A 22,778-nucleotide genomic window follows, 5' to 3' on the forward strand; every position below is an offset into this window, starting at 1 on the left:
CTTACTCGGCTGCCATCAGCTGCTGCTCTTTCGTATCGTTGGCGCGTCCCTTCCGGGCGCTTTCCAGCTCGTCCTGCAGCCGCTGTTCCTCGTGCACCTGTGGCTTGGAGAAGCGGGCGATCAACAAGTATGCGACAGGGGTGATGTAGAGCGTCACCATGGTTGCCATGCCGAGGCCACCGACGATCACCCAGCCGAGCGCGATACGGGCTTCGGCACCGGCGCCCTTGGCAAGAACAAGAGGCACGCCGCCGATCACGGTGGCGATCATCGTCATCATCACCGGTCGAAGACGGATCGCGCACGCCCGCTCGATCGCCTCGCGGCAGGACGCGCCCTCGTTGCGCAGATGGTTGGCGAACTCGACAATCAGAATGCCGTTTTTCGCCATGACCCCGACAAGCAGCACAAGCCCGATCTGGCTGTAGACGTTGAGACTGGAGCCGGTCAGAACCAAGGCGAAGGCAGCGCAGGCAAGTCCCAGCGGCACCGTGGACATGATGATGATCGAGGACAGGACACTTTCGAACTGCGCCGCAAGCACCAGGAAGATGATGGCGATCGCAAAGCCGAATGTCAGCGCCATGCCGCTCGAGTTTTCCTTGAGTGTCGCAGCCTCTGCCAACGGTATCAGACGTGATCCAGCTGGCAGGAGCGGCTGCGCAAGCTCGGTCGCCGCCTGGACCGCCTGACCGAGCGAGACACCGTCCTTGAGGCTGGCCGAGAAGGAGACTGCCGCAAGCCGCTGTTCGCGGTTGAGCCTCGGCGCCACGGCCCGTTCCTCGAGCGTCGCGACGGTGGAGAGCGGCACCATGCGGCCATCCTTGGCCTTCAGAAAAATGTTCTCGAGATCCGTCGGGTCATCGATCGGACGCGTCGTCGATGTCAGCTTGACCGGCGTCGCCTCGCCGTCGACAAACACGTCCACCACAGATCGGCCTTCGAGAAGAGACTGCAGCGACGTGCCGAGATTGGTGATGTCGATTCCGAGATCCGATGCCCGCTCACGGTTCACCGACACGAAGATCTGGGCCTGCGTCGGCTCGTTGTTGAGACGCGGCGTATCGAACAATCCGCTCGCGCGAAGCTGGTCCACCAGTTTCAGTGCGGCGGCCGTCAGCTCTTCATGATTGGTGCCGACCATCGCCATCTGCAACCCGTTGCCGGCACCGCGGATACGCAGACTGTTCTGCTGCGTCGCGAAGGCGCGAAGCGAGGGCACGGTCGCGGTGGCCGCGTTGATATCGCGCACGATATCGGCCTGGCTGCGCTCCCGCTCGGACCAAGGCGCGAGGGTCAGAACCATGAAACCGTTATTGGTGGCGCCACCCTGCCCCGAGATCGAATAGATGTTCTGGATCTCGCCGGACGCCACGAGCGGCTGCAGTTTCTCTTCGATCTGCTGCAGCTTGTCGCGCATATATTGCAGGCTGATGCCTTCCGGCGCCGTCGCCCGCAGCATGACCATGGCCCGGTCTTCCGGTGGTGTCAGTTCGCTCTTGACCGTCTTGAAGGCCATATAGCCGGCACCGCCAAACAGCAGCGCAAAGACGATGACGATCGCCGGCGCGCCAAGGCAGGCATGCAGCGTCACCCGGTAGAAATTGGCAAACAGGCTACCGAACCGGCCAAGCAGGCCGTCGTTCTTTTCCTGGATCGGTTTCGTCAGCATGCGCGAGGCAAGCATCGGGCAAAGCGTGAGCGCCGTGACCGAAGACAGCGCGACGGCAAACGCCAGAACGAACCCGAACTCGCGGAACAGGCCGCCCATCTGGCCGGGCAGAAACGACAGCGGAATAAACACGGCGGCAAGCGTCGCGGTCGTCGCCAGCACCGCGAAGAAAACCTCCTGGGTGCCGATCACGGCTGCCGCGCGCGGACCCATGCCTTCCGATCGTCGTCGCACGATGTTTTCAAGAACGACGATCGCGTCATCCACCACAAGGCCGGTCGCAAGAACGATCGCCAGCAGCGTCAGAATATTGATCGAGAACCCGACGGCATAGATTGCGACCAGCGTACCGATCAGCGCCACCGGCATGGTAAGCGCCGGGATCAGCGTCGCCTTCCAGTCGCGCAGGAAGAGATAGATGACGGCAATGACGATCGTGCCCGAGAGCGCCAGCGCGATCTCGACCTCGTGCAGCGCGCCTTCGATGAAGACCGCATCGTCACTGGTGATGGCAATGCGCGTGCCCTCGGGCAGCGTCTTCTGAAGATCGGCGACGGCGGCCCGTACACCTTCCGAGATGCTGAGCGTGTTCGATTGCGCCTGGCGCAGCACGCCAAGACCGACGCCCGGAACGCCGTTCGATCGCAACGCCGTCGTGCCGTCGTCCGGCCCGAGCATCACGGTCGCCACATCGCGCAGCCTAACATTGTTGCCCAGCATGACGTTTTCGAAGTCTTCGGGCTTGGTCAGGCTCGCCGTCGCGCGCACGACAATGTCCTGCGTCGAGGATTCCAGCGACCCGGCGGGCACGTCGAGCGCAGCCGTCGATAGCGCCTCCGAGAGATCTGCAATCGTCAGCCCACGACTGGCAAGCGCCGTCTGGTTCACGTCGACGCGGAAGACCTTTTCCTGGTCGCCGTAGAGTTCCACGTCAGCGACGCCGTCAACCGACGCAAGCCGGTCGGACACCTCGTTATCGACGAGAAGCGTCAGGTCTTCCATCGACAACGAGTTGGACGTAACGGCAAGCCGCATGATCGGCTGGCTGTCGGAATCGGCCTTGATGATGCGCGGCTCGTCCACGTCGTCAGGCAACTGGCCGGTGACACGACCAAGCGCATCACGCACGTCGTTGGCGGCCACCGCAAGATCGGCGGTGTCGTTGAATTCCAGCGTGACACGGCTCTGGCCGAACTGCGATTCCGATGAAACGGCCTTGAGGCCGGCGACCCGGGCAACCGCGCCCTCGATGATATCGGTCACTTCCTGGTCCATGGTCTGGGCAGAAGCGCCGTCATAGGTGGTGCGGATGGTGATGACCGGCTGGTCCACATCCGGCAACTCGCGCACCTCGACGCCGGCAAGAGCGGCAAGGCCTGCGACGACGAGGAGCGTGTTGAGAACCGCGGCAAGGACCGGCCGCCGCACAAAGAGCGCGGTAAAGCTGTTCTGCTTTCCGGAAGACTGGCCGGACGACCCGTTGTTATTGGCGTTACCGCTGTGGCTGCTGCTCATCGGCTGGCGACCTCCGGCGGCTTTTCACCGGCAATGCGGACGGCACCATTTTCCCGGACCCGTTGCAACCCTTCGGTTGCCACGACATCGCCATCCTTCAGATTGGCCGAGACGAGGATCGCATCGGGATTGCGCTGGATCACCCTCACCCGCTCCTTGACCGATTTGTGATCGACGATATGCCAGACGAACGAGCCTTTCGCATCCCACTGGACTGCAAGCGGATCGACGCTTGGAAAGGTCTCGCCCGGAAACCGCATCGTCACGCCGAAAGACATGCCGGCGCGGAGTTCGTCGTCAACATTGGGAATTCTGGCACGAATGCGGATCGTACGGCTTGCCGGATCGACCCTGTTGTCGACGGCCTCGACCGAACCCTCGAAGGTGCGGCCTGGACGCGAGACGGAGGCGGCCTCGACCGGCATGCCAGGCTTGACCTGGACCGCGAAACGCTCCGGCGCCCAGAAATCCACCAGCAGCTCGGTACGGTTGTCGATCGTCACGATATTGCTCGCGGTCGTGACGTTGTCACCGATATTGACCGCGACGATGCCGACGATCCCATCGATTGGCGCAACGACCGAGCGACGCTTCACCGCCAGTTCGGCGTTGGTGACCGTCAGCTGCGCCGTTTCGGACGCAATCTGCGCGTCGAGCACGTCGAGACGGGAGAAGCTCTTGAGGTTCCGGTAAGTATCGGATTTCTCGCGGGCACTGCGCAACACCACCTGCGCCTGATCGCGCAGGATGATCTGCTCGTCGTCATCGAGCTGCGCAAGAATCTGGCCCTTTTTGACCATGTCGCCGGATTTGACGAGGATCTCGTTTACGGTGCCCGTCGCCTGCGGCATCACGATAACCGACTGGATCGCCTCGCCGTCACCGATCGCCGACAGTCTGTCGTTGACCACACCGGTTCCGACGGGTCTGGTTGCAACCAACACCACCTGGCTCTCACCGCCGCCCCGCTGCCCGCCGCGCGATGACGAAGCCGGTGCGCCCGCAACCGTTGCGGCCGCCGGCTCGGCGACATCAGGATTGATGGAAGTCACCACTCCTGCGGGAACGCCCATCGAAATCAGTGACCGCCCGGCATCTGCCGACAGGTAGACCCAGAGACAGAGCCCTCCGAGCAGTACCGCAACCGACATCAGAAGCTGGTTCCAGATCCGCATTCATTCCTCGCAAGTCTATCGATAAGTGGTGCAAGTATCCCCGTTTCGCGCCCAACTGGCAAGGTCGAGGAACCTACCTTACTGTTTTGTAACATCACGCGATTTCACGGATGTGTCAGAGCTTCAACGACACGGATCCGGACGATTCCTAGGGGAAACATAGGAATGAAAAGAGAACATCGGCTGGTCTTTCGAGCCCGAATCACTACATTGGCCGGATGAGTAACAGTTACGACGACATCCCTTTCTTCGATGAGGAGCCGGAGCCCGCCCCCCGCAAGGCGCGAGGCGAAGACCAATCGGACCAGCGCCCGGTGCCGGCATCGGCTGGCAACCAAGGTTCTGCTCCTGTTCCTGCTGGTGGTTCCGGTGGTTTGGGGATCGCGGCGCGGGCCATGGCGGCGCGCGGTGGCAACCGGCCCTCACCCGACTATATGACGGGCCTTAACCCGGAACAGCGCGAAGCGGTCGAGACCTTGGATGGTCCCGTTCTGGTTCTGGCCGGCGCCGGAACCGGCAAGACCCGCGTGCTGACCACCCGCATCGCCCACCTGCTGGAGACCGGCCGCGCCTATCCGAGCCAGATTCTCGCCGTGACCTTTACCAACAAGGCTGCGCGCGAGATGAAGGAGCGCATCGGCGTTCTCGTCGGCGGCGCCGTCGAAGGCATGCCGTGGCTCGGCACGTTTCACTCGATCGGCGTCAAGCTGTTGCGGCGCCATTCGGAGCTGGTCGGCCTGCGATCCGATTTCACCATCTTAGACACCGACGACGTCGTGCGCCTGATCAAGCAGCTCATCCAGGCGGAAGGTCTTGACGACAAGCGCTGGCCGGCCAAGCAGTTCGCCGGCATGATCGATGGCTGGAAGAACAAGGGCCTGTTGCCGCCCGACATTCCGGAAGGCGACGCCCGAGCTTTTGCCAACGGCAAGGGCCGCGAACTCTATGCCGCCTATCAGGCCCGCCTGCGCACGCTCAACGCCTGCGATTTCGGCGACCTTTTGCTGCACCCGATCGCCCTGTTCCGCAAGGCACCGGATCTGCTCAAGGAGTATCACCAGCGGTTCCGCTATATCCTCGTCGACGAGTATCAGGACACCAATACGGCCCAGTATATGTGGCTGCGTCTGCTCGCTCAGCGTCCGAAGGACGTGCCGCAAAACGTCTGCTGCGTCGGCGACGACGACCAGTCGATCTATGGTTGGCGCGGTGCCGAAGTGGAAAACATCCTTCGCTTCGACAAGGATTTCCCGGGCGCCAAGGTCATCAAGCTTGAGCGCAACTACCGCTCGACAGAGCACATCCTCGGCGCTGCCGGCCATCTGATCGCCCATAACGAAGGACGCCTCGGCAAGACGCTGTTCACCGACCGGGTCGATCCCGAAGATGAAAAGGTCATCGTCCACGCCGCCTGGGATAGCGAAGAGGAAGCCCGTGCCGTCGGTGAGGAGATCGAGCGGCTGCAGCGCGGCGATGGTCGCAGCGATGCCAAGAAACACGCGCTGAACGACATGGCGATCCTGGTGCGCGCCTCGTTTCAGATGCGCGAGTTCGAAGACCGGTTCGTGACGCTCGGCCTCAACTACCGCGTCATCGGCGGCCCGCGCTTTTACGAGCGGCTCGAGATCCGCGATGCGATGGCCTATTTCCGCATGGTCTGCCAGCCGGCCGACGACCTTGCCTTTGAGCGCATCGTCAACACACCAAAGCGCGGCCTCGGCGACACGACCATACGCTACCTGCATGACAGCGCCCGCGCCCGCGATGTGCCCATGCTTCAGGCCGCAAGCGAAATGATCGAGACCGACGAGCTGAAGCCGAAGGCCCGCAAGGCCCTGTTCGATGTCGTGCAGAATTTCCGCAACTGGCAGGCACGTCTCGAAACCGTGCCGCATACGGAACTGGCCGAGCAGATCCTCGAAGAGTCGGGCTATACCGACATGTGGAAGAACGACAAGACCGCCGAAGCGCCGGGGCGGCTGGAAAACCTCAAGGAACTGATCCGCTCGATGGAGCAGTTCGAGAGCATGCGCGGCTTCCTAGAGCACGTCTCGCTCGTCATGGATGCCGAGACCAACGAGAACCTCGATGCCGTCTCGATCATGACGCTCCACTCGGCCAAGGGTCTGGAATTCGAGACCGTGTTCCTGCCCGGCTGGGAGGAAGGCCTGTTCCCGCACCAGCGCGCGCTGGACGAAGGCGGCCGCTCCGGGCTGGAGGAGGAACGCCGCCTCGCCTATGTCGGCATCACCCGCGCGAAACGCCGCTGCCATATCTGGTTCGTCTCGAACCGGCGTATTCACGGCCTGTGGCAATCCACAATGCCCTCGCGCTTTCTTGATGAACTGCCGCCGAGCCATGTCGATGTCGCGGCATCGGAATCCTCAAGCTTCGGTGGCTATGGCGGCCGCGGCGGCTACGGCCAGTCGCGCTTCGACAAGGCGGATGCCTTCGCCGGCAACTCCTATTCGACGCCCGGCTGGAAACGCGCCCAGGCCAACAAGACAGATGCCACCCGCGACAACTGGGGCAGCCGCTCCGGCCACGCCGTGGAACGCATCGGCTACGGCGAAAGCGGCCCCCGCGGCCGCACGATCGACGGCGAGCTGGTCGCCAAATCGACAACCGACACGCCGTCGAAATTCACCACCGGTGACCGGGTCTTCCACATCAAGTTCGGCAACGGCAATATCACCGCGATCGAAGGCAACAAGCTGACGATCGAGTTCGACAAGGCAGGGCAAAAGCGGGTGCTGGACGGGTTCGTGGAGAAGGCGGGCTGACGAGACGTCTACTCACTCGCAAACGAGGGTCGTGACCATGATGAGGGCTTTAGAATTCGATGAATGACATCTCCCTCAGCAACAGCGACGTCGTCGAACTCACCGCATGGCGCCGCCGGCTTCATACCATGCCTGATGTGTCCGGTGAGGAAGTGGAAACCGCTCGCGAGGTGGTGCGGTTTCTGTCGGAGACCGGTCCGGACGCGATCGTTGAGGGTCTGGGTGGCGCCGGCGTCGCGGTCGTCTACGACAGTGGCCTGCCCGGAATGACGGTGATGCTGCGGGCGGAGCTCGATGCTCTTCCGATCGAGGAACTCGGCGACCCCGAGCACAAGTCGAAGGTATCGGGAAAAAGCCATATGTGCGGCCATGACGGGCATATGGCAACGCTTGCGGCGGTCGGCCGCGCGCTCGGACGTCGGCGGCCAGCGAAGGGTCGTGTCGTTCTCCTGTTCCAGCCGGCGGAGGAAACCGGCGCCGGGGCGGCAGCGGTCCTTGCCGACGACAAGTTTCGGGACCTGACGCCCGATATCAGCCTGTCCCTGCACAACATGCCGGGCATCCCGCTCGGCCACGTTCATCTGAAGGACGGCCCGACCAATTGCGCGTCGCGCGGCATGAAAATCATCCTGACCGGCAAGACTGCCCACGCGGCATGGCCAGAGACCGGGATCTCGCCGGTTTCGGCCGTGGCCAGGCTGCTGCCAGCCCTGAGCGGTATTTCGGCAGGCTCTGTCGAAAACGACGACCTCGTGCGAGCGACCGTGACCCACGTGACGATCGGTGAACTCGCGGCGGGCATTTCACCGGCGCATGGGGAGATCTGGGTGACGCTGCGCACCTCGACGGATGATCAGATGTCGGCGCTTGTCGAACAGGCGGAGACAATGGCGAGAGATGCGGCTGCGGCGGATGGGCTGGCCCTGGCCTTGTCCTATCAGGATGTGTTCGGCCACTGCATCAACCACCCCGCTGCAGCCGACATCCTGAGGGCCGCGATGGATGCCGAGAGCGTGCCGCACGTCGCTGGGCAAGCCTATCGCGCCTCGGAGGATTTCGGTCGCTTCGCTAAGGTCTCGAAATCGGCCATGCTGTTTCTCGGCGCCGGCGAAAGCCACCCTGCCCTGCACAACCCGACTTATGATTATCCCGACGATCTGATTGCGATCGGCGCGCGCATCTTCCTGGCCGCAACGCGGCAGACGCTGGGCTGACAACGAAAAACGGAGCCTAAAAGGCTCCGTTTTTTGTTGAGTTTAATCAGGCGTCTTTGTTGCCGAACAGCTTTGCCATGATGCCGCCGCCGCTTGGGCCGGCGCCGGGGCGCTTGCCATCCCACTTCGGCACGATGATCATGTGGGTGATTTCGCCGCGCTGGAAGGCCTTCAGGAACTTGTCGTAGTCGGCGAAGGCCACGCAACCATGGCTGTCGCCGCGAACGCGAAGCAGGAAGCTGTGGGCGAGAAGACCCGTGCGGCCCTGCGGCGCCTTGCCGTCGGTCGGCGTCAGGCGGATTGCCGCAACACCGTGGAACAGCGATTCGCGCATCGAGAGCTTGTAGGTGCCCGGAGGTGTCGGGCCGCGCATCTTCACATGCGTGAACTTCGGGTTGTCGCGCATGCTGCCGATGCCGGAATGGGCCTCGAGCTTGCTGCCGTTCGGCATGATGACCACGCCGTTGGTGATGTCGTAGATCGCAACCTTGGTCCCAATGCCCGGCCACTTCGGCGAACCCTGCGACGGAGCGAGAGGCTCTTCGCGCATCGGGTTGTTCGGCTTGGCAAAGGCAAGCACGGTCGGCTTGTCGTTATCGTTGTCGCCACGGCCAGGCTTTTGCGGTGCGACGGCTGCGATTGCGGCAAGTGCATTCGGCTTTTCAGGCTTGACGGAAGCGACGGCCATGGAAGCGCTGGTGGTGGCCGCACCGGGACGCAGGACCGGCAGTGGTCCGGCTTTCGGCAGCGCCTGGGCGAGAGATGTCGGCGCAGGTGAAGGTAGCGGCGTCGCCTGTTCGGCAATCGCCACCGTATCCTCCGACATGCTTTCCGGCAGATCGCTTTCGAGCGACGCCAGTTCCACCGGCTTCATCGTGTTGAGTTCCGCCACCTCTGTCGCCGGCTGAACCTCCTGGAGAATGTCGGGCATTGCGCCCAGAGCTTCGCTACCGCGTGGCGCTACGACCACAAGACTTTCCATGGCAGAACCGAGAGCGGACTTGATCTGGTCGGAGCCGGGCCGCAGCTTGCCAAGGGCCGCAAACTGCTGTTCGGTTTCGGCGTGACGGGCAGCCTTTGCCATCGCGAGATGCATCGACTGACGAACGCTTGCGTCATCCGGACGCTGTGAAGAGAGAGCAGCAAGCTGCGCTCCTTCCAGACGACCGCGCTTCGGCTCGGCCGGCGCGCTGCCTGGAAGGCGAGAGAATTTCGAAATATCGAGATTGCGGTCCGCAGTGCGCGCCGATGCAGCCACGAGATGCTCGCGCGCCGTTGGTGGCGCAAGCAGGGCCGTTTCGAACCTGATGCTGGGGGCAGACTTGACCGAGGTCGCGACCGTGACCATCGAGGCACCAACCAGCGCCGCTACGGTAAAGCCGACGCCAAGCGCCATATTCGTCATGAGTGAGCGGGACTTCTTGCGGCGCGCCTGCGCCGAGGATGCTTTCGATGCCGCTTTGCGACCGTTCTGCTTCGAAGCTTTGGATTCCAACTGACGCGCCATTACTCGTTACCCGAACCGTTACTCACACCGGCAAGAACCGCTTTCGCAGTCTTGCCCGCAAGATCAAAGCGGACTGAGAAAGCAGACAGGATCTGCTCATCGCCGCCAATCGACTGCATATGAGAATGAACGATTATGGTAACCAATGTCTTTACGCCGCCCCGATTTGGTTTCGGTGGTGCACTTAAAAGCGCATACCGCCGGAAGTTAAGCAGAAATGCGGCAAAGGGGTGTTCGACCCTGCCCGCAAGTCCGGTGTCTAGCTCGTCGACTGTTGCTGTTTAGCGACAAAAGTTAACAAACTCAAGGCTTACACCGGTTTTTAACTGGTGCGACATTTGAGGTACGAAATCGCACCCGCAATTTTGAGGGGGTAAGATGCGGCAAGCCAGAGCCGAAGTGTGGCGACACTCTGTCTGAACCCACATGCGAAAATGGGCGCCTCTGTGGAGGCGCCCATGGATCGTGGAGTTTTGAAGGGATGCGGTGAACGGCTCAACCGTCGGCCCGGCGAATGGACCGACCTTCCATGAAGAAGAAAGGCCGCAATTTCACACCCAGCACATTTCCGGCAAACGCCGCGACTGCCCAGAGATAACCATGCAGGCTGCCGGACGCGATGCCGGAGAAATAGGCTCCGATATTGCAGCCATAGGCGATTCGCGCACCGTAGCCGAGCAGCAGACCGCCGACGACGGCCGCAAGGATCGAACGCAGCGGAATGTCGAGGCTGGGAGCAAACTTTCCGGCCAGCGCCGCCGCCAGCATGGCGCCCGCGATGAGGCCGAAATCCATGACGGATGTGACATCGGCAAACACGCTTCCGGCCAGAGCCTTGGCATTCCCCGGCTGCTGCCAGTAGGCCCAGGCTGTCGGATCAAAGCCGATCGCCTGCGCGCCCTTCGCACCCCAGAGCGCGAAGGCGGACGTGATCCCCCAGGGACGGCCGGCGATTGCGAGCGTCGCGAAATTGAGGATGACGAGTGCAATCGCGCCAGCCACCAGCGGCCACGGACCACGCAGATAGCGGGCAAGACCATGCCGTGGCGAAGGTGGTGCCTGTTCAAGTGCGCCGTTGCGCCGCTTCTCGACGACCACAGTGATCGCGGCGATCGCCGCAAAGATGGCAAGCGATACCGCAATGCCGCCAAATGCACCGAAGGTCTGGAACAGAGACGTCGGCGGCAGCGAAGGAAGACTGACCCACCAGTCGAAGTGGATGGTGGCGAGAACCGAACCGACGATGAAGAAGAACAGGGTCACCAGCATGCGCGCATTGCCACCACCGGCGGTAAACAGCGTGCCGGATGCACAACCGCCGCCAAGCTGCATCCCGATGCCGAACATGAAGGCGCCGACGATCACGCCGATACCGGCCGGCGAAATATTGCCACGCACCTCGGTGCCGAACAGCACGCCGTTGGATAGAGCCGGGAAAAACAGGATGACGGCAAGCGCCAGAAGAATCATCTGAACGCGAAGACCCCGGCCCCGGCCCTCCGCAATGAAGACACGCCAGGCAGACGTGAACCCAAAGGCCGCGTGATAGAGCGCGATGCCAAGCCCGCCTCCGATGAGGAAGAGCGCACCTTGGGCTGGACCATAAGCGAGGCCGAGCGCAACGGTGCCGACAACAAGCACGATGAGAGCGCCGAGACCGGGAAAACCGATCGGCGGCAGGCCTTCAGCCCGCGTTTCTAGCGAAGACGACAGTGACATGGGAGGAACTCCGTGAAGATGACCTCTAGATAGGGTTGTGGTCCGCATCCGACGAGGAATCACGTTTCAACATTCGGCTCGAAACCGGATTGAGATTTCAGATCCGTCAGCAAAAGCGATCGAGTCATCTTCAGACATCCTAGAAACCGCGGAGATCAGATGACCGCAGAACCTGCCACCAAGGCCGACCGTTTCGTCACAAATGATTTGGAGCGACGATCGTGTTGGGCAGAAGAGGCTTGATCGATGCCGCCATGCTTGGCATCTTCGTGTGACAAGGAAGAACCACTCGTGAGGACGATCTATGAAAGCGCTGCTCCTGATCGACATCCAGAATGGCTTCTGCCCTGGCGGCAACCTCGCTGTTGCCCACGGTGACGACATCGTGCCGATCGCAAACAGCCTCATTTCCGACGGCGGTTACGATGTGATCGTCGCCTCGCAGGACTGGCATCCCGCCAATCACGGCAGCTTCGCCTCCCAGCATCCGGGCAAGAAACCATTCGACATGGGCGAGCTCTCGGGCCAGCCGCAGGTCATGTGGCCGGATCACTGCGTGCAGGAAACACCGGATGCGGAATTCCATCCGGATCTCGATATCGGCGCAGTCGATTATATCCAGCAGAAGGGCGAAAACCCTGCAGTCGACAGCTATTCCGCCTTTCGCGACAACGACCAGGCCGCCCTTACCGGCCTTGCCGGTTACCTCCGGGCACAGCAGATTACGGAGCTTGACGTTTGCGGTCTCGCCACGGACTACTGCGTGAAGTTTTCAGCCTTGGACGCTGTCGAAATGCTGCCGGACGTCAAAGTGCGCTTCATCGAGGATGCGAGCCGCGGCATAACACCCGAGGGCGTCAGGGCTGCCATCGAGGAGATGCGCGCCAACGGCGTCGGCATTATCAAGAGCAGCGAGATTCTCGCGGACTGACGCACTCCGCGCCGCCGATCGTTCAGCAAAATCGATACACGCATCAACGCAATTCGATTGTCACCGGGCGCTCACGTGCATAAACGAAGCATTGCACGCGCACGCATCGGAAGACTCATGAGTTTCAGCGAACCGATCACCACAAGCGGCCAGATCAGGAACGGATTGAAGAAGGGCTTCGTCATCGTCCTCTCCTCAGCCCCGTTCGGCATCCTGTTCGGAGCGATCGCCATCGACAACGGTTTCAGCATGGCGGAAGCGGCGCTGATGAGCGCGTTTGTTTTCGGCGGTGCGAGCCAGTTGGTCGGGATCGAACTGTTCGGCCACCATGTCGCGGCCTGGATGATCGTGCTCTCGGTGCTCGCCGTCAATTTCCGCCACGTTCTCTATTCCGCGGCAGTATCGCCGATCCTCGGCCGTTTTCCGCTGCTAAAACGCGGGCTTTCCTTTTTTCTGCTGACCGATCCGCAATTTGCCGAGACGGAGAAACGTGAAGAACAGACCCCGGTTACCTTCGCCTGGTACATCGCCATGGGCGGCGTGGTATGGATTGGATGGGTCGGCAATACCATTGTCGGCGCGCTGTTCGGCAGCCTGATCGGCGACCCGAAGGCGATCGGCATCGATGTCCTCCTGCCCGTCTACTTTCTCGGTCTGGTGATGGGCTTTCGCAAACGGCACAATTTTCTACCCGTCCTCGTCGCCGGAGCAGTCGGATCGGTTGTCGCCTACTGGGTCGTCGGGTCACCCTGGCATATCAGTGTGGGGGCAGCGCTCGGGATCGTCGTCGCGGCCATCCTGCCTCCTCCCGGAGCCTCGGATCACGACGTGAAAGACCCGGCCCTTGAAACGGAGGCTGCGTGATGGAAACCGGCATGAGCGCCTTCTCCGTCGATAGCCAGACCGCCACCCTGATCCTGATGGCGGCAATTGCGACATACGCCACGCGGCTCGGCGGCTACATCCTTGTCAACAGCTTGAAACGCATACCGCCACGGGTGGAATCGGCCCTCAACGCCGTGCCGGCCGCCGTTCTGGTGACACTCGTCGCTCCACCCTTCGTCAACAGCGGCTGGGACGTGCGCATTGCGATGATCGCGGCGCTGGTGTTCGGCCTGCGTTTTCCGGGCCTCATGGTCCTCGTCGTCGGCTGGGCGGCAGTCATGGCCGCCCGGCACGGTTTCGGTATCGGGATGTAATCCGGCTCAGCCGGAGATCGGCGCCGTCGCTGCAGTGAGCCAGGTCTTGACCGAATCTTTGTCGATCAGCGGCATCAGCTTCTCACGAACCTCTGCGTGATAGTCGTTCAGCCACTGCAGTTCTTCCGAGGTCATCAGCGAGGGGACCACAAGGCGGCGATCGATCGGGCACCAGGTCAGCGTCTCGAACGACAGAACCGGCATGTCCCCATCCTCGACAGGTGCGGCATCGTTCACGAAGATCAGGTTTTCGATCCGGATCCCGAAGGCGCCGGGGCGATAATAGCCGGGCTCGTTCGAAAGGATCATGCCGGGCAGAAGCTCCTGCGTCGACATCCGCGAGATACGCTGCGGCCCCTCATGCACGGAGAGATAGGACCCGACGCCGTGTCCCGTGCCATGCGCAAAATCCGCCCCCGCCTTCCACAGCGCGATACGCGCCAGCGGATCGAGATCGCAGCCACGCGTTCCCTTCGGAAACTTCGCCGTGCTGATGGCGATCATGCCCTTCAGAACCAGCGTGAAGAAGCGCTTGCGATCCTCGGAAACCGAGCCGACCGCAACCGTGCGGGTGATATCCGTCGTTCCGTTGACATACTGCGCGCCCGAATCGATCAGGAACAGTTCGCCGGGCAGGATCTGCCGGTTGCTTTCGGACGTCACCCGGTAATGCATGATCGCAGCATGCTCGCCGGCACCGGAAATCGTATCGAAGGAAACGTCCTTCAGCGGGTTCTGCATGCTCTGGCCGACGCGGGCCCGGGTCGCTTCCAGCGTCTTTACCGCATCGATCTCGGTGATTGAGCCCGGCGTCTGGCCATCCAACCAGCACAGAAACTCGACGACAGCCGCGCCATCCTGCAGATGCGCCTTCGCCGATCCATCGAGTTCCGCCGAATTCTTGCAGGCGCGCGGCAGCTTTGCCGGATCGATCCCCTCGATCACCTCGCCGCCAGCTGCGACGATTGCAGCCGTCAGCGCGAGCGGTGTCAGATCCGGATCGATCAGGATGCGGGCGCCGTCTTTTGAAACCTCAGCAAGACGCCCGAGGAACTCGGAGGGATCCCGCCGGAGGGCGAGAGCGTCCAGGTAAACCGCCTCTTCGCTCCCGAGCTTTGCCGCATCGATGAAGAGTTCTGCCTTGCCGTTTGCAAAGACGATCGCGCGCGCCAGCGGGTGTGGCGTGTGCGGCACGTCAGCCCCGCGAACATTGAAGATCCAGGCGACGGAGGACGGATCCGTGATCAGTACCGCAGACAGTCCCTTCGCTTCGGTCTGGCGCGCGATCTCGCTCAGCTTGTCGCCGGCCGGCTTTCCGGCAAACTCTTCTCTCTGGATGGTCAACGCGCCAACCGGTTCCGCAGGGCGATCGCTCCAGATCGCATCGAGCGGATTGTGGGCCAGCGAAACCAGCGTGCCGCCGATCTCCGCAAGCGCCTTTTCCAGCTTGCGCACTTCCGCACCGGCATGCAGCCAAGGGTCGATGCCGAGGCGGAACCCTTTCGGCGCATGTTTCGCAATCCAGGCATGCGGCGGCTCGCCGACCAGATCGCCGCCGGAAAACACAGTTCCGTCAACCTGTTCGGCCAGTTGCGTCACGTAACGCCCGTCAACGAAGACGATCGCTTCACGCTGCGTGATGAGCGCCATGCCGGCAGATCCGGTAAAGCCGGTCAACCACGACAGGCGCTCGGCCGACTCAGGCACATACTCGCCCTGATACTCGTCGGCGCGGGGCACGAGAAACCCGTCGATGCCGAGTTCGGCAAAGCCGTCACGCAGGGCAGTCACCCTTTCGCGGCCGAACTGCGGGGCGGACTTGGTCTCGAACGATTGAAACATGAGTGAATTCCGGCTGGTTTGATTCCGACTGATGGCCGCCATGTTAGAACATTTCCCCGGCCCGCCGCCAGTATCCTATGCAGATACGTGACAGGGCAGTCAGGGTCAGGGACCTATCCATGCAGCCGACGCATGCCACACATGATGCAGACCCACTGCCTGCCTCATTTTTTATCATCTAAGGTGTCGTCAATGTTCGATGACCTCTGGGGTCATCACTTTGAAAAGGACGAACACGATGGCCAACTCATTTCTCCGCAATGCAATGAACCGCGTGGTCGAAGCCCGTCAGCGTCAGGTCTCCCGTTACGTCAACGGCGCAATGCTTGGCCTTGATGATGCGACGCTAAAGAGCCTCGGCACGACGCGCGAAGAACTTCAGCGCCAGGGTGCGACCCGTTACATCTTCTGATCTGAGGACGACGCGATACCCGGCACGCAACTCGGTGTGCCGGCAAGCCTACAAAACCTGACAGGCCAGCCCATGGCCCGTCACATGCCTCGCACGAAATGCATGGTCACCCAGCCGTTGCGCCAGATCGTGCGCACATGCCGGCAGCGGGCTCCTGCATAAGCGGAAATCACCTTCCAGCGCTGCTCGGCTAGAATACCGGACAGGATCACCGATCCGCCCGGTGTCAGATGCGTCACCAGCTGCGGCGCCATCTTGATCAACGGCCGCGCCAGAATATTGGCGATGATGAGGTCGAACGGACCGTCCTGGCGAAAGGCCGAGGAGTGGAAACCCGGTGCCGTCTCCAGCCGCAGTCCGCTGGCAATGCCGTTGCGGCGAACATTCTCCTTGGCAACCCGAACGGCGACCGGATCGATGTCCGTTGCAAGAACCGGGATGTTGCGCAACTTGCGCACCGCAATCGCCAGAACGCCGCTGCCCGTTCCCAGATCGAGCGCATTTCTCGGCTCGGTTGCTCGAACGACCGTGTCGATCACCTCGAGGCACCCCGCCGTTGTCCCATGATGGCCGGTCCCGAACGCCTGTCCAGCATCGATCTCTATGGCAATGTCGTTGATCTTGACCTTGTCGCGGTCATGCGAGCCATGAACCAGAAACCGCCCTGCCCTGACAGGCTTGAGCCCTTCGAGCGATTTGGCAATCCAGTCGACATCCGGGATAACCTCCATCGCAATCGAAAGATCGGGAAAATCCTCGCTGATCGCCTTTGCAATCCGTTCCCTGAAGACCTCCTCGTCGTCCGCCATCATGTAGACGGAGGCTTCCCAGATATCCTTCTTCTCGTCCACCTCGGTCGTGGCAATCGCCACGTCCTCTTCGCCGAACTCCAGCGACAGGAGGTCGAGGATCTCGGCCGAACCGATTTCGGTGGATGTCACGTAAAGCCGGATTTCACTCAAAGGAAGTCGCCTTTCATAATCTTCGCGGCAAGCTTTGCCACGAATAAGGCATCCGCCTCAAGCGACTTATCCCTTGTTCAGGTTCTCGAGCTTCTTCGCCGCCGCTGCAGGATCCTCGCCGTAAGCGATCGTTCCGGCAAAACGGCCGCCGTCCTTCAGGAGGAAAATCGATGCCGTATGGTCCATCGTGTAATCGCCGCCAGGGTTTTTCTCATCCACCGGCACCTTGCGGGCAAGCACGCGAAACCCTTTGACCATCTCCATCACCTTGGCAGGCGGGCCTGAAATACCGCGAATACGGTCGGAGACATTCGAGACATACTGTCCCATCAGCTCCGGCGTATCGCGCTCCGGGTCGACGCTCACAAAGTAAGCGTTGAGCTTGGTGCCATCGGGATCGACCTGATGCAGCCAGGTGTTCAGCTCGAACAGCGTTGTCGGGCAGACTTCCGGGCAATGGGTAAAGCCGAAGAACACGGCCGTCGGTTTGTCGCGGAACGCTGCTTCGGTGATCGGGCTGCCGTCCTGCGCCACAAGTTCGAACGGGACACCGAACGGCCCTTCGGCCACCTGCTGCTTCGAACGCGTGACCTCCAGGGTCAGCCAGGCCAGAACACCGGCCAGAATGACGACGGCGAGCCAAAGTACAATTCGGAAAGTCTTCATCGTAGTTTGCCTGCTGCATCATCAGTTGAGATCGTGACCGCTGATAGCCGCAGACGACGATTGTTGCAAATCACCACCACGTTTTCACAGACGTGGCCGTCACATGCACCAGGAGAGCGTTCCCTCGGCCATCGCGAGGAAGATGGAAGAACCGTGCTGCGCCCAACCAACAAAAGCGAGGACGCCGATCAGCATCGCGGCAAGCGCGGCGATCAGAAAAACCGGAAGTCGAAGCGATGGAGCGATCGGTTGCATGACCCACTATAGCATCGTCGACCGGCCTGGAAATAGAACAAAAAGCGCGTTGTGGCGGCAAAGATTAGGGGAAGTTTAACGGGGACGTGAGACCTTCAAAAAAACGACATCAGGATGATCGACATGAGTAACGCCATCAAGCAGTCGGGAGCCTATCTCGAAATCGTCTCCTTCCATCTGGGAGACCAGGAATTCTGCATCGACATCATGGCGATCCGCGAAATTCGCGGTTGGGCGCCGGTCACTCCGATGCCGCATACTCCGCCTTACGTGCTTGGCCTCATCAACCTGCGCGGCGCGGTGATCCCGGTCATCGACATGGCCTGCCGCCTCGGCATGAAGATGACCGAACCGTCCGAGCGTTCGGCGATCATCGTCACCGACATCGCCGGCAAGCTGGTCGGCCTTCTGGTCGAACAGGTCTCCGACATGATGACGATCAGAAGCGAAGATCTGCAGCCGGCACCGGAAATCATTCCGGAAGCCCAGCGCGATTTCTGCCGCGGCATCGTTGCTCTCGAAAAGACCATGGTCTGCTTCCTGAACCTCGACACCGTCATTGCAGACGAACTGTCGCGCGAAGCCGCCTGATCTGAAGGCATAGAACTGCCCTTGCTGAAACCGGGTTCTGAAAAGAGCCCGGTTTTCTTATGTCAGGACGTAAAGCGGATCAGGGTTTGCCCTTTTCCCAGGTCACCGGCTGGTTGAACAGCGGCACGCTGGAGATCGCCATCTTCGCCGATCCTTCGACAACCTGTCGCGAATGGGCAAGGTAGATCAGCGTATCGTTCGGCTTGTCGTAGATCCGCTTGACCAGAAGGTCTTTCCAGATCAGCGACCGACCCTGGCGAAACACTTCCTCGCCACCGTCGTCGAGCTCGATGTCACCAATCTCGATCGGCCCGGTCTGGCGGCAGGAGATGGAATTGTTGGACGGGTCCTCGAACCACTTGCCGTTCTTCAGCCTGTCGATGACGCTGCGATCAAAATACGTGACGTGGCAGGTGACACCCTTCACCTTCGGGTCCTGCACCGCCTCGACGATGATGTCGTTGCCGATCCAGTCGACGCCGACCTTGCCGACCACCTGGGCAAGAGCGGGAACGGCAAGACCGCCGAGGATAGCGGCGGTCGCGAGAACGGCAAGGCGGCGGCTCGAACGAGTCATAGTGGCAAAATCTCCAGTCAACGATACGTGATCAGAGATAAGCTTCGGCAGCGGGGTTACAAGTGATCACTGCTTGCGCAATGTGCAGGCATCATAGCCACCGGAAAACAACCGCCCTGCCCGCATGCCGATCGCGGTCGGAATATCGTGGATATGCATGACCTCAAGCGACCGTGCAATCGCGATCGAGGCTTCGGCACAGACCGCCGCATCCTCTGCCGCATTGTGATGCAGGAAGCTCAGCCCCAGGTGCTGCGCGAGGATATTGAGCTTGGGCGAGATCAGGTGCGGCCAGACTTTTTGCGCCATCTTGACGCTGCAGAGATAAGACAGTTCCGGATAGGACTGCCGGTACTGGTCGAGACAGGCCCGCCAGACGCTGAAATCGAAGGCGGCATTATGGGCGATCATCGTCGCGCCACGAAAATCGTCGATGAACTCGTCCATCACTTCGGGAAACTCGCCGGCATCCTCGACATGGTCGGGCCGGATCCCATGGATGGCGATGTTGAAAGACGAAAACCGCATATCCCGCGGCCGGATCAGCCGTTCCTCGACCCGCACCACACGACCGTCCTCGATCCACGCAAGACCCACCGAGCAGGCGCTGCCGCGCTGTTCGTTGGCGGTTTCGAAATCGATCGCAATGGTCTTCAAGGTCGCGTCCTAATCTTCGGTCATCGGACTTTTATGCCGGATGGAGCGATTCGGCAAAGCGCATCCCCGCCTGCATCTTGACCTCCACATCATTGTCAGGCCCAATGTGATCCATGATCAACGCTATCGCCCTTACCCGTCTTACCATGACCATCCGCCTTGCAGGGCGTGTGGCGGGTTTGGCGCGTTAGTCGATCATCCGTCCACCACCCTGCCGAAACTGGCAGGGATCGGCTGGTCCGCTCTGCCTCGGTGATCCCAAGGAGAGCAAGAGTGACTTCAAGCGAAGAGATCAAGGAAAAGCCACCGCGAGCCGAACGGCTGGACGGTTACGTGATCAGGTCGTCTACACCCGACGATGCGGCGGCCATCACGGTCCTCGCCAATCTTCCCGGATATCGCTACGGCACGCTGAGACTGCCATATCAGACCGTAGCGGAAACCCGTCAATACCTGGAAAATCCGGCGCCCAGCACAAAGAAGCTCGTGGCGGACATGGACGGCGTCATCATCGGCGACATCTTCCTCGGTCCCCTACAGGGCCGCCGCCGGCATGTCGGGACGATCGGCATGGGCGTGCACGACGATTTCGTCGGCCGCGGCGTCGGCTCGGCCTTGATGAAGGCCGCGATCGACCTTGCCGACAACTGGCTGAACCTGCACCGCTTGGAACTCGACGTCTTTACCGACAACCACGACGCCATCAGGCTCTACGAGCGCTACGGCTTTGTCATCGAAGGGCATCTCAGGGACGACGCCTTTCGAGACGGTCGTTACGTCGACGCCTATGCGATGGCGCGGCTGAAAACCTGATGCTCAGCCCCCGATAAACGACAGCCACTCGTCTTCCGTCATCACCTCGACGCCGAGTCCTCTTGCCTTGTCGAGCTTGGAACCGGCGCCGGGGCCGGCAACGACATAGTCGGTCTTCTTGGAGACCGATCCCGCCACCTTGGCGCCGAGCCCTTCGGCTCGGGCCTTGGCCTCATCGCGGGTGAACCGCTCCAGAGAGCCGGTGAAGACGACCGTCTTACCGGCGACCGGGCTGTTCGAGGCCGCGATCTGTTCCGCCGCCTGCGGCGTCACCTCGGTGAGGAGACGCGTCACGACGTCGAGGTTGCGCGGCTCCTTGAAGAACTCGACGATGGCACGGGCGACGATCTCACCGATGCCCTCGATATTGTTGAGGTCAGCCCAGGCATCCCCGGAGAGACTGGCCGCTTCCTTCATGGCCTCGGCAAACGCCTCGTAGGTGCCGTAGTGGCGCGCCAGAAGCTTCGCTGTCGTCTCGCCCACATGGCGGATGCCGAGGGCGTAGATGAAGCGGTTGAGCGCGATCGAGCGCCGCTCGTCGATCGCGTCGAACAGCTTCCGGACGCTGATCCTGCCGAACCCGTCGATGTTTTCGAGCTTCAGCAGTTTCGATGTTTCCTGACGCTTTTTCAGCGTGAAAATGTCGGGCGCAGTGCGGATCTGCAGCGCCGGGTCTTCCGCCTCGAAGAAGAAGTCGACCTGCTTTGCCCCAAGCCCTTCGATGTCATAGGCATTGCGTGAGACGAAATGCTTCAGGTGTTCGGTCGCCTGCGCACGGCAGACGAAGCCACCGGTGCAGCGGGTGACCGAATCGAGCTTGCCGGTCTTCTCGTTCTTCTCGCGCACCGCATGACTGCCGCAGACCGGGCATTTCTTCGGAAACTCATAGGCCTTGGCATCCGCCGGCCGCTTTTCCATGACCACGTCGAGAACCTGCGGGATGACGTCGCCGGCACGCTGCACGATGACCGTGTCGCCGATGCGGATGTCGTGATCGTCTTCGCGGATCCGCTCGCCGGAATTGCCGATGCCCTTGATATAATCCTCGTTATGCAGCGTCGCGTTGGTAACGACCACGCCGCCGACGGTGATCGGGGTCAATCGCGCCACCGGTGTCAGCGCGCCGGTGCGGCCGACCTGGATGTCGATATTCTCGACCGTCGTGAACGCCTGCTCGGCGGGGAATTTGTGGGCCGTCGCCCAGCGCGGAGAGCGCGAGCGGAAACCGAGGCGCGCCTGCAGATCGAGCCGGTCGACCTTGTAGACGACACCGTCGATATCATAGTCGAGTTCGGGACGCTCGAGGCCGATCTCGCGGTAATGGCCGAGAATATCCTCGAGCGAATTCAGCCGCTTCATCAGCGGATTGACCGGGAAACCCCAGTCCTTGAAGGTCTGCACCATCTCGTATTGCGTGCCCGGCAACTCGTTCGGCTCGGAAATCTCGCCCCAGGCATAGGCGAAGAATTTCAGCTTGCGGCTTGCCGTCACCTTGGCATCGAGCTGCCGCAGTGAGCCTGCCGCCGTGTTGCGCGGATTGACGTAGAGCTGCTTGCCCTTCGCTTCCATCTCCGCATTGAGCGCCAGGAAATCGCTCTTGCCCATATAGACTTCGCCGCGCACCTCAACGACCGCAGGAACGCCCTTCGGAAGCTTGTTGGGGATTTCCTTGATCGTCTTGATATTGGCAGTGACGTTTTCACCCGTCGTGCCATCGCCGCGCGTCGCGGCATTGACGAGGATCCCGTTCTCGTAGCGGATCGACATCGACAAGCCGTCGATCTTCGGTTCCGCCGTGAACGCGATCGAACCGTCCGGCAACTGGCCTAGAAAGCGGTAGACGGAGTTGACGAAGTCGCGCACGTCGTCGTCGGCAAAGGCGTTGTCGAGCGAGAGCATGGGTCGCGAATGGGTGATCTGCGCAAAGGTCGGCAGAGGTGCCGCACCGACCTTGATGGACGGCGAATCGGCCCGGATCAACTGCGGGAAACGGTCTTCGATCGCCGCATTACGCTTCTTCAGCGCGTCGTAATCGGCATCGGAAATCTCCGGCGCGTCCTTGGCATGGTAGAGCTCGTCGTGATGGGAAAGTTCACGCGCCAGTCGCTCCAGCTCGTCAGCAGCTGCCTGTTCGGTCAAGTCATCAACAGGGGTCTCGGTCGGGGTCTGGTCGGCGGCCATGCGGGAATCTCCATCTTCAACGGCATTTCTAGTGCAATTTGAGAAGATTGGAAGAAGCAGCGCCCATCTCGCCTGTGACTGGACACCACGAGATACAGCATCGTTTC

19 protein-coding genes are annotated in these 22,778 nt (G+C 61.5%); 8 read left to right on the forward strand and 11 right to left on the reverse strand.

What is annotated here, in order from left to right:
* Position 1: 1 nt before the first annotated feature.
* Positions 2-3,187, reverse strand: coding sequence for an efflux RND transporter permease subunit (locus ASF70_RS16115; RefSeq protein ID WP_062581061.1), 3,186 nt, complete (start codon positions 3,185-3,187; stop codon positions 2-4).
* Positions 3,184-4,362, reverse strand: a complete 1,179-nt coding sequence (locus tag ASF70_RS16120) for an efflux RND transporter periplasmic adaptor subunit (RefSeq protein ID WP_062581063.1) — start codon at positions 4,360-4,362, stop codon at positions 3,184-3,186. Before ASF70_RS16120 ends, ASF70_RS16115 begins: the two co-directional genes overlap by 4 nt.
* A 218-nt stretch (positions 4,363-4,580) precedes the next feature.
* Here ASF70_RS16120 and ASF70_RS16125 point away from each other — a divergent pair, with 218 nt between their 5' ends.
* Complete coding sequence (locus ASF70_RS16125; protein WP_062581065.1) at positions 4,581-7,145, forward strand: UvrD-helicase domain-containing protein; 2,565 nt, start codon at positions 4,581-4,583, stop codon at positions 7,143-7,145.
* A gap of 68 nt (positions 7,146-7,213) precedes the next feature.
* On the forward strand, positions 7,214-8,359 hold the full coding sequence (locus ASF70_RS16130) for an amidohydrolase (RefSeq protein ID WP_062581456.1): 1,146 nt from the start codon (positions 7,214-7,216) through the stop codon (positions 8,357-8,359).
* A 46-nt stretch (positions 8,360-8,405) separates the two neighbouring features.
* On the opposite strand, the gene ASF70_RS16135 is transcribed toward ASF70_RS16130, so the two are convergent.
* Positions 8,406-9,854 carry a DUF2778 domain-containing protein gene (locus ASF70_RS16135; RefSeq protein WP_162237991.1) on the reverse strand — a complete coding sequence of 483 codons (1,449 nt, stop codon included), beginning with the start codon at positions 9,852-9,854 and terminating at the stop codon, positions 8,406-8,408.
* Positions 9,855-10,361: 507 nt separating this feature from the next.
* Positions 10,362-11,585: a YeeE/YedE family protein gene (locus ASF70_RS16140; protein WP_062581070.1), complete on the reverse strand. Its 1,224-nt coding sequence runs from the start codon at positions 11,583-11,585 to the stop codon at positions 10,362-10,364.
* A gap of 304 nt (positions 11,586-11,889) precedes the next feature.
* Between ASF70_RS16140 and pncA the strand changes: the two genes are divergently transcribed.
* The 3 genes from pncA to ASF70_RS16155 all read left to right on the forward strand — a co-directional run bounded on the left by pncA (position 11,890) and on the right by ASF70_RS16155 (position 13,715).
* Positions 11,890-12,516, forward strand: coding sequence for a bifunctional nicotinamidase/pyrazinamidase (gene pncA, locus ASF70_RS16145; RefSeq protein ID WP_062456237.1), 627 nt, complete (start codon positions 11,890-11,892; stop codon positions 12,514-12,516).
* 117 nt (positions 12,517-12,633) lie between these two features.
* The gene (locus ASF70_RS16150; protein WP_062581072.1) at positions 12,634-13,380 is read left to right on the forward strand and encodes an AzlC family ABC transporter permease; all 747 of its coding nucleotides are present in this window, start codon (positions 12,634-12,636) and stop codon (positions 13,378-13,380) included.
* Positions 13,381-13,391: 11 nt separating this feature from the next.
* Positions 13,392-13,715, forward strand: coding sequence for an AzlD family protein (locus ASF70_RS16155; protein WP_062581458.1), 324 nt, complete (start codon positions 13,392-13,394; stop codon positions 13,713-13,715).
* 6 nt (positions 13,716-13,721) lie between these two features.
* On the opposite strand, the gene ASF70_RS16160 is transcribed toward ASF70_RS16155, so the two are convergent.
* Positions 13,722-15,557, reverse strand: a complete 1,836-nt coding sequence (locus tag ASF70_RS16160) for an aminopeptidase P family protein (RefSeq protein WP_062581074.1) — start codon at positions 15,555-15,557, stop codon at positions 13,722-13,724.
* Positions 15,558-15,795: 238 nt separating this feature from the next.
* Between ASF70_RS16160 and ASF70_RS24350 the strand changes: the two genes are divergently transcribed.
* Positions 15,796-15,969: a hypothetical protein gene (locus ASF70_RS24350; RefSeq protein WP_062456227.1), complete on the forward strand. Its 174-nt coding sequence runs from the start codon at positions 15,796-15,798 to the stop codon at positions 15,967-15,969.
* An 80-nt stretch (positions 15,970-16,049) separates the two neighbouring features.
* Here the strand turns inward: ASF70_RS24350 and ASF70_RS16170 are convergent, their stop codons facing one another.
* From ASF70_RS16170 to ASF70_RS24355, 3 genes are all read right to left on the reverse strand, one after another.
* Positions 16,050-16,931 (reverse strand): 50S ribosomal protein L11 methyltransferase, encoded by an 882-nt coding sequence (locus tag ASF70_RS16170; protein WP_062456224.1) that lies wholly within the window; start codon positions 16,929-16,931, stop codon positions 16,050-16,052.
* A gap of 66 nt (positions 16,932-16,997) precedes the next feature.
* Positions 16,998-17,597 carry an SCO family protein gene (locus tag ASF70_RS16175; RefSeq protein ID WP_062581076.1) on the reverse strand — a complete coding sequence of 200 codons (600 nt, stop codon included), beginning with the start codon at positions 17,595-17,597 and terminating at the stop codon, positions 16,998-17,000.
* A 99-nt stretch (positions 17,598-17,696) separates the two neighbouring features.
* Positions 17,697-17,852, reverse strand: a complete 156-nt coding sequence (locus ASF70_RS24355) for a hypothetical protein (protein ID WP_165699872.1) — start codon at positions 17,850-17,852, stop codon at positions 17,697-17,699.
* Positions 17,853-17,975: 123 nt separating this feature from the next.
* Here ASF70_RS24355 and ASF70_RS16180 point away from each other — a divergent pair, with 123 nt between their 5' ends.
* Positions 17,976-18,443: a chemotaxis protein CheW gene (locus ASF70_RS16180; RefSeq protein ID WP_062457968.1), complete on the forward strand. Its 468-nt coding sequence runs from the start codon at positions 17,976-17,978 to the stop codon at positions 18,441-18,443.
* Between the two features lie 79 nt (positions 18,444-18,522).
* Here ASF70_RS16180 and ASF70_RS16185 read toward each other — a convergent pair whose 3' ends face one another.
* Both ASF70_RS16185 and ASF70_RS16190 read right to left on the reverse strand, forming a co-directional pair.
* The gene (locus ASF70_RS16185) at positions 18,523-19,020 is read right to left on the reverse strand and encodes a CreA family protein (protein WP_062581078.1); all 498 of its coding nucleotides are present in this window, start codon (positions 19,018-19,020) and stop codon (positions 18,523-18,525) included.
* 66 nt (positions 19,021-19,086) lie between these two features.
* Positions 19,087-19,677 carry a 3'-5' exonuclease gene (locus tag ASF70_RS16190; protein ID WP_062581080.1) on the reverse strand — a complete coding sequence of 197 codons (591 nt, stop codon included), beginning with the start codon at positions 19,675-19,677 and terminating at the stop codon, positions 19,087-19,089.
* A gap of 273 nt (positions 19,678-19,950) precedes the next feature.
* Here ASF70_RS16190 and ASF70_RS16195 point away from each other — a divergent pair, with 273 nt between their 5' ends.
* Positions 19,951-20,490, forward strand: a complete 540-nt coding sequence (locus ASF70_RS16195) for a GNAT family N-acetyltransferase (protein ID WP_244474052.1) — start codon at positions 19,951-19,953, stop codon at positions 20,488-20,490.
* Between the two features lie 3 nt (positions 20,491-20,493).
* Here the strand turns inward: ASF70_RS16195 and ligA are convergent, their stop codons facing one another.
* On the reverse strand, positions 20,494-22,671 hold the full coding sequence (gene ligA, locus ASF70_RS16200; RefSeq protein WP_062581082.1) for an NAD-dependent DNA ligase LigA: 2,178 nt from the start codon (positions 22,669-22,671) through the stop codon (positions 20,494-20,496).
* Positions 22,672-22,778: the final 107 nt, after the last annotated feature.

Source organism: Rhizobium sp. Leaf321 (assembly GCF_001423215.1).
GTDB classification, from domain to species: Bacteria; Pseudomonadota; Alphaproteobacteria; order Rhizobiales; family Rhizobiaceae; genus Neorhizobium; species Neorhizobium soli.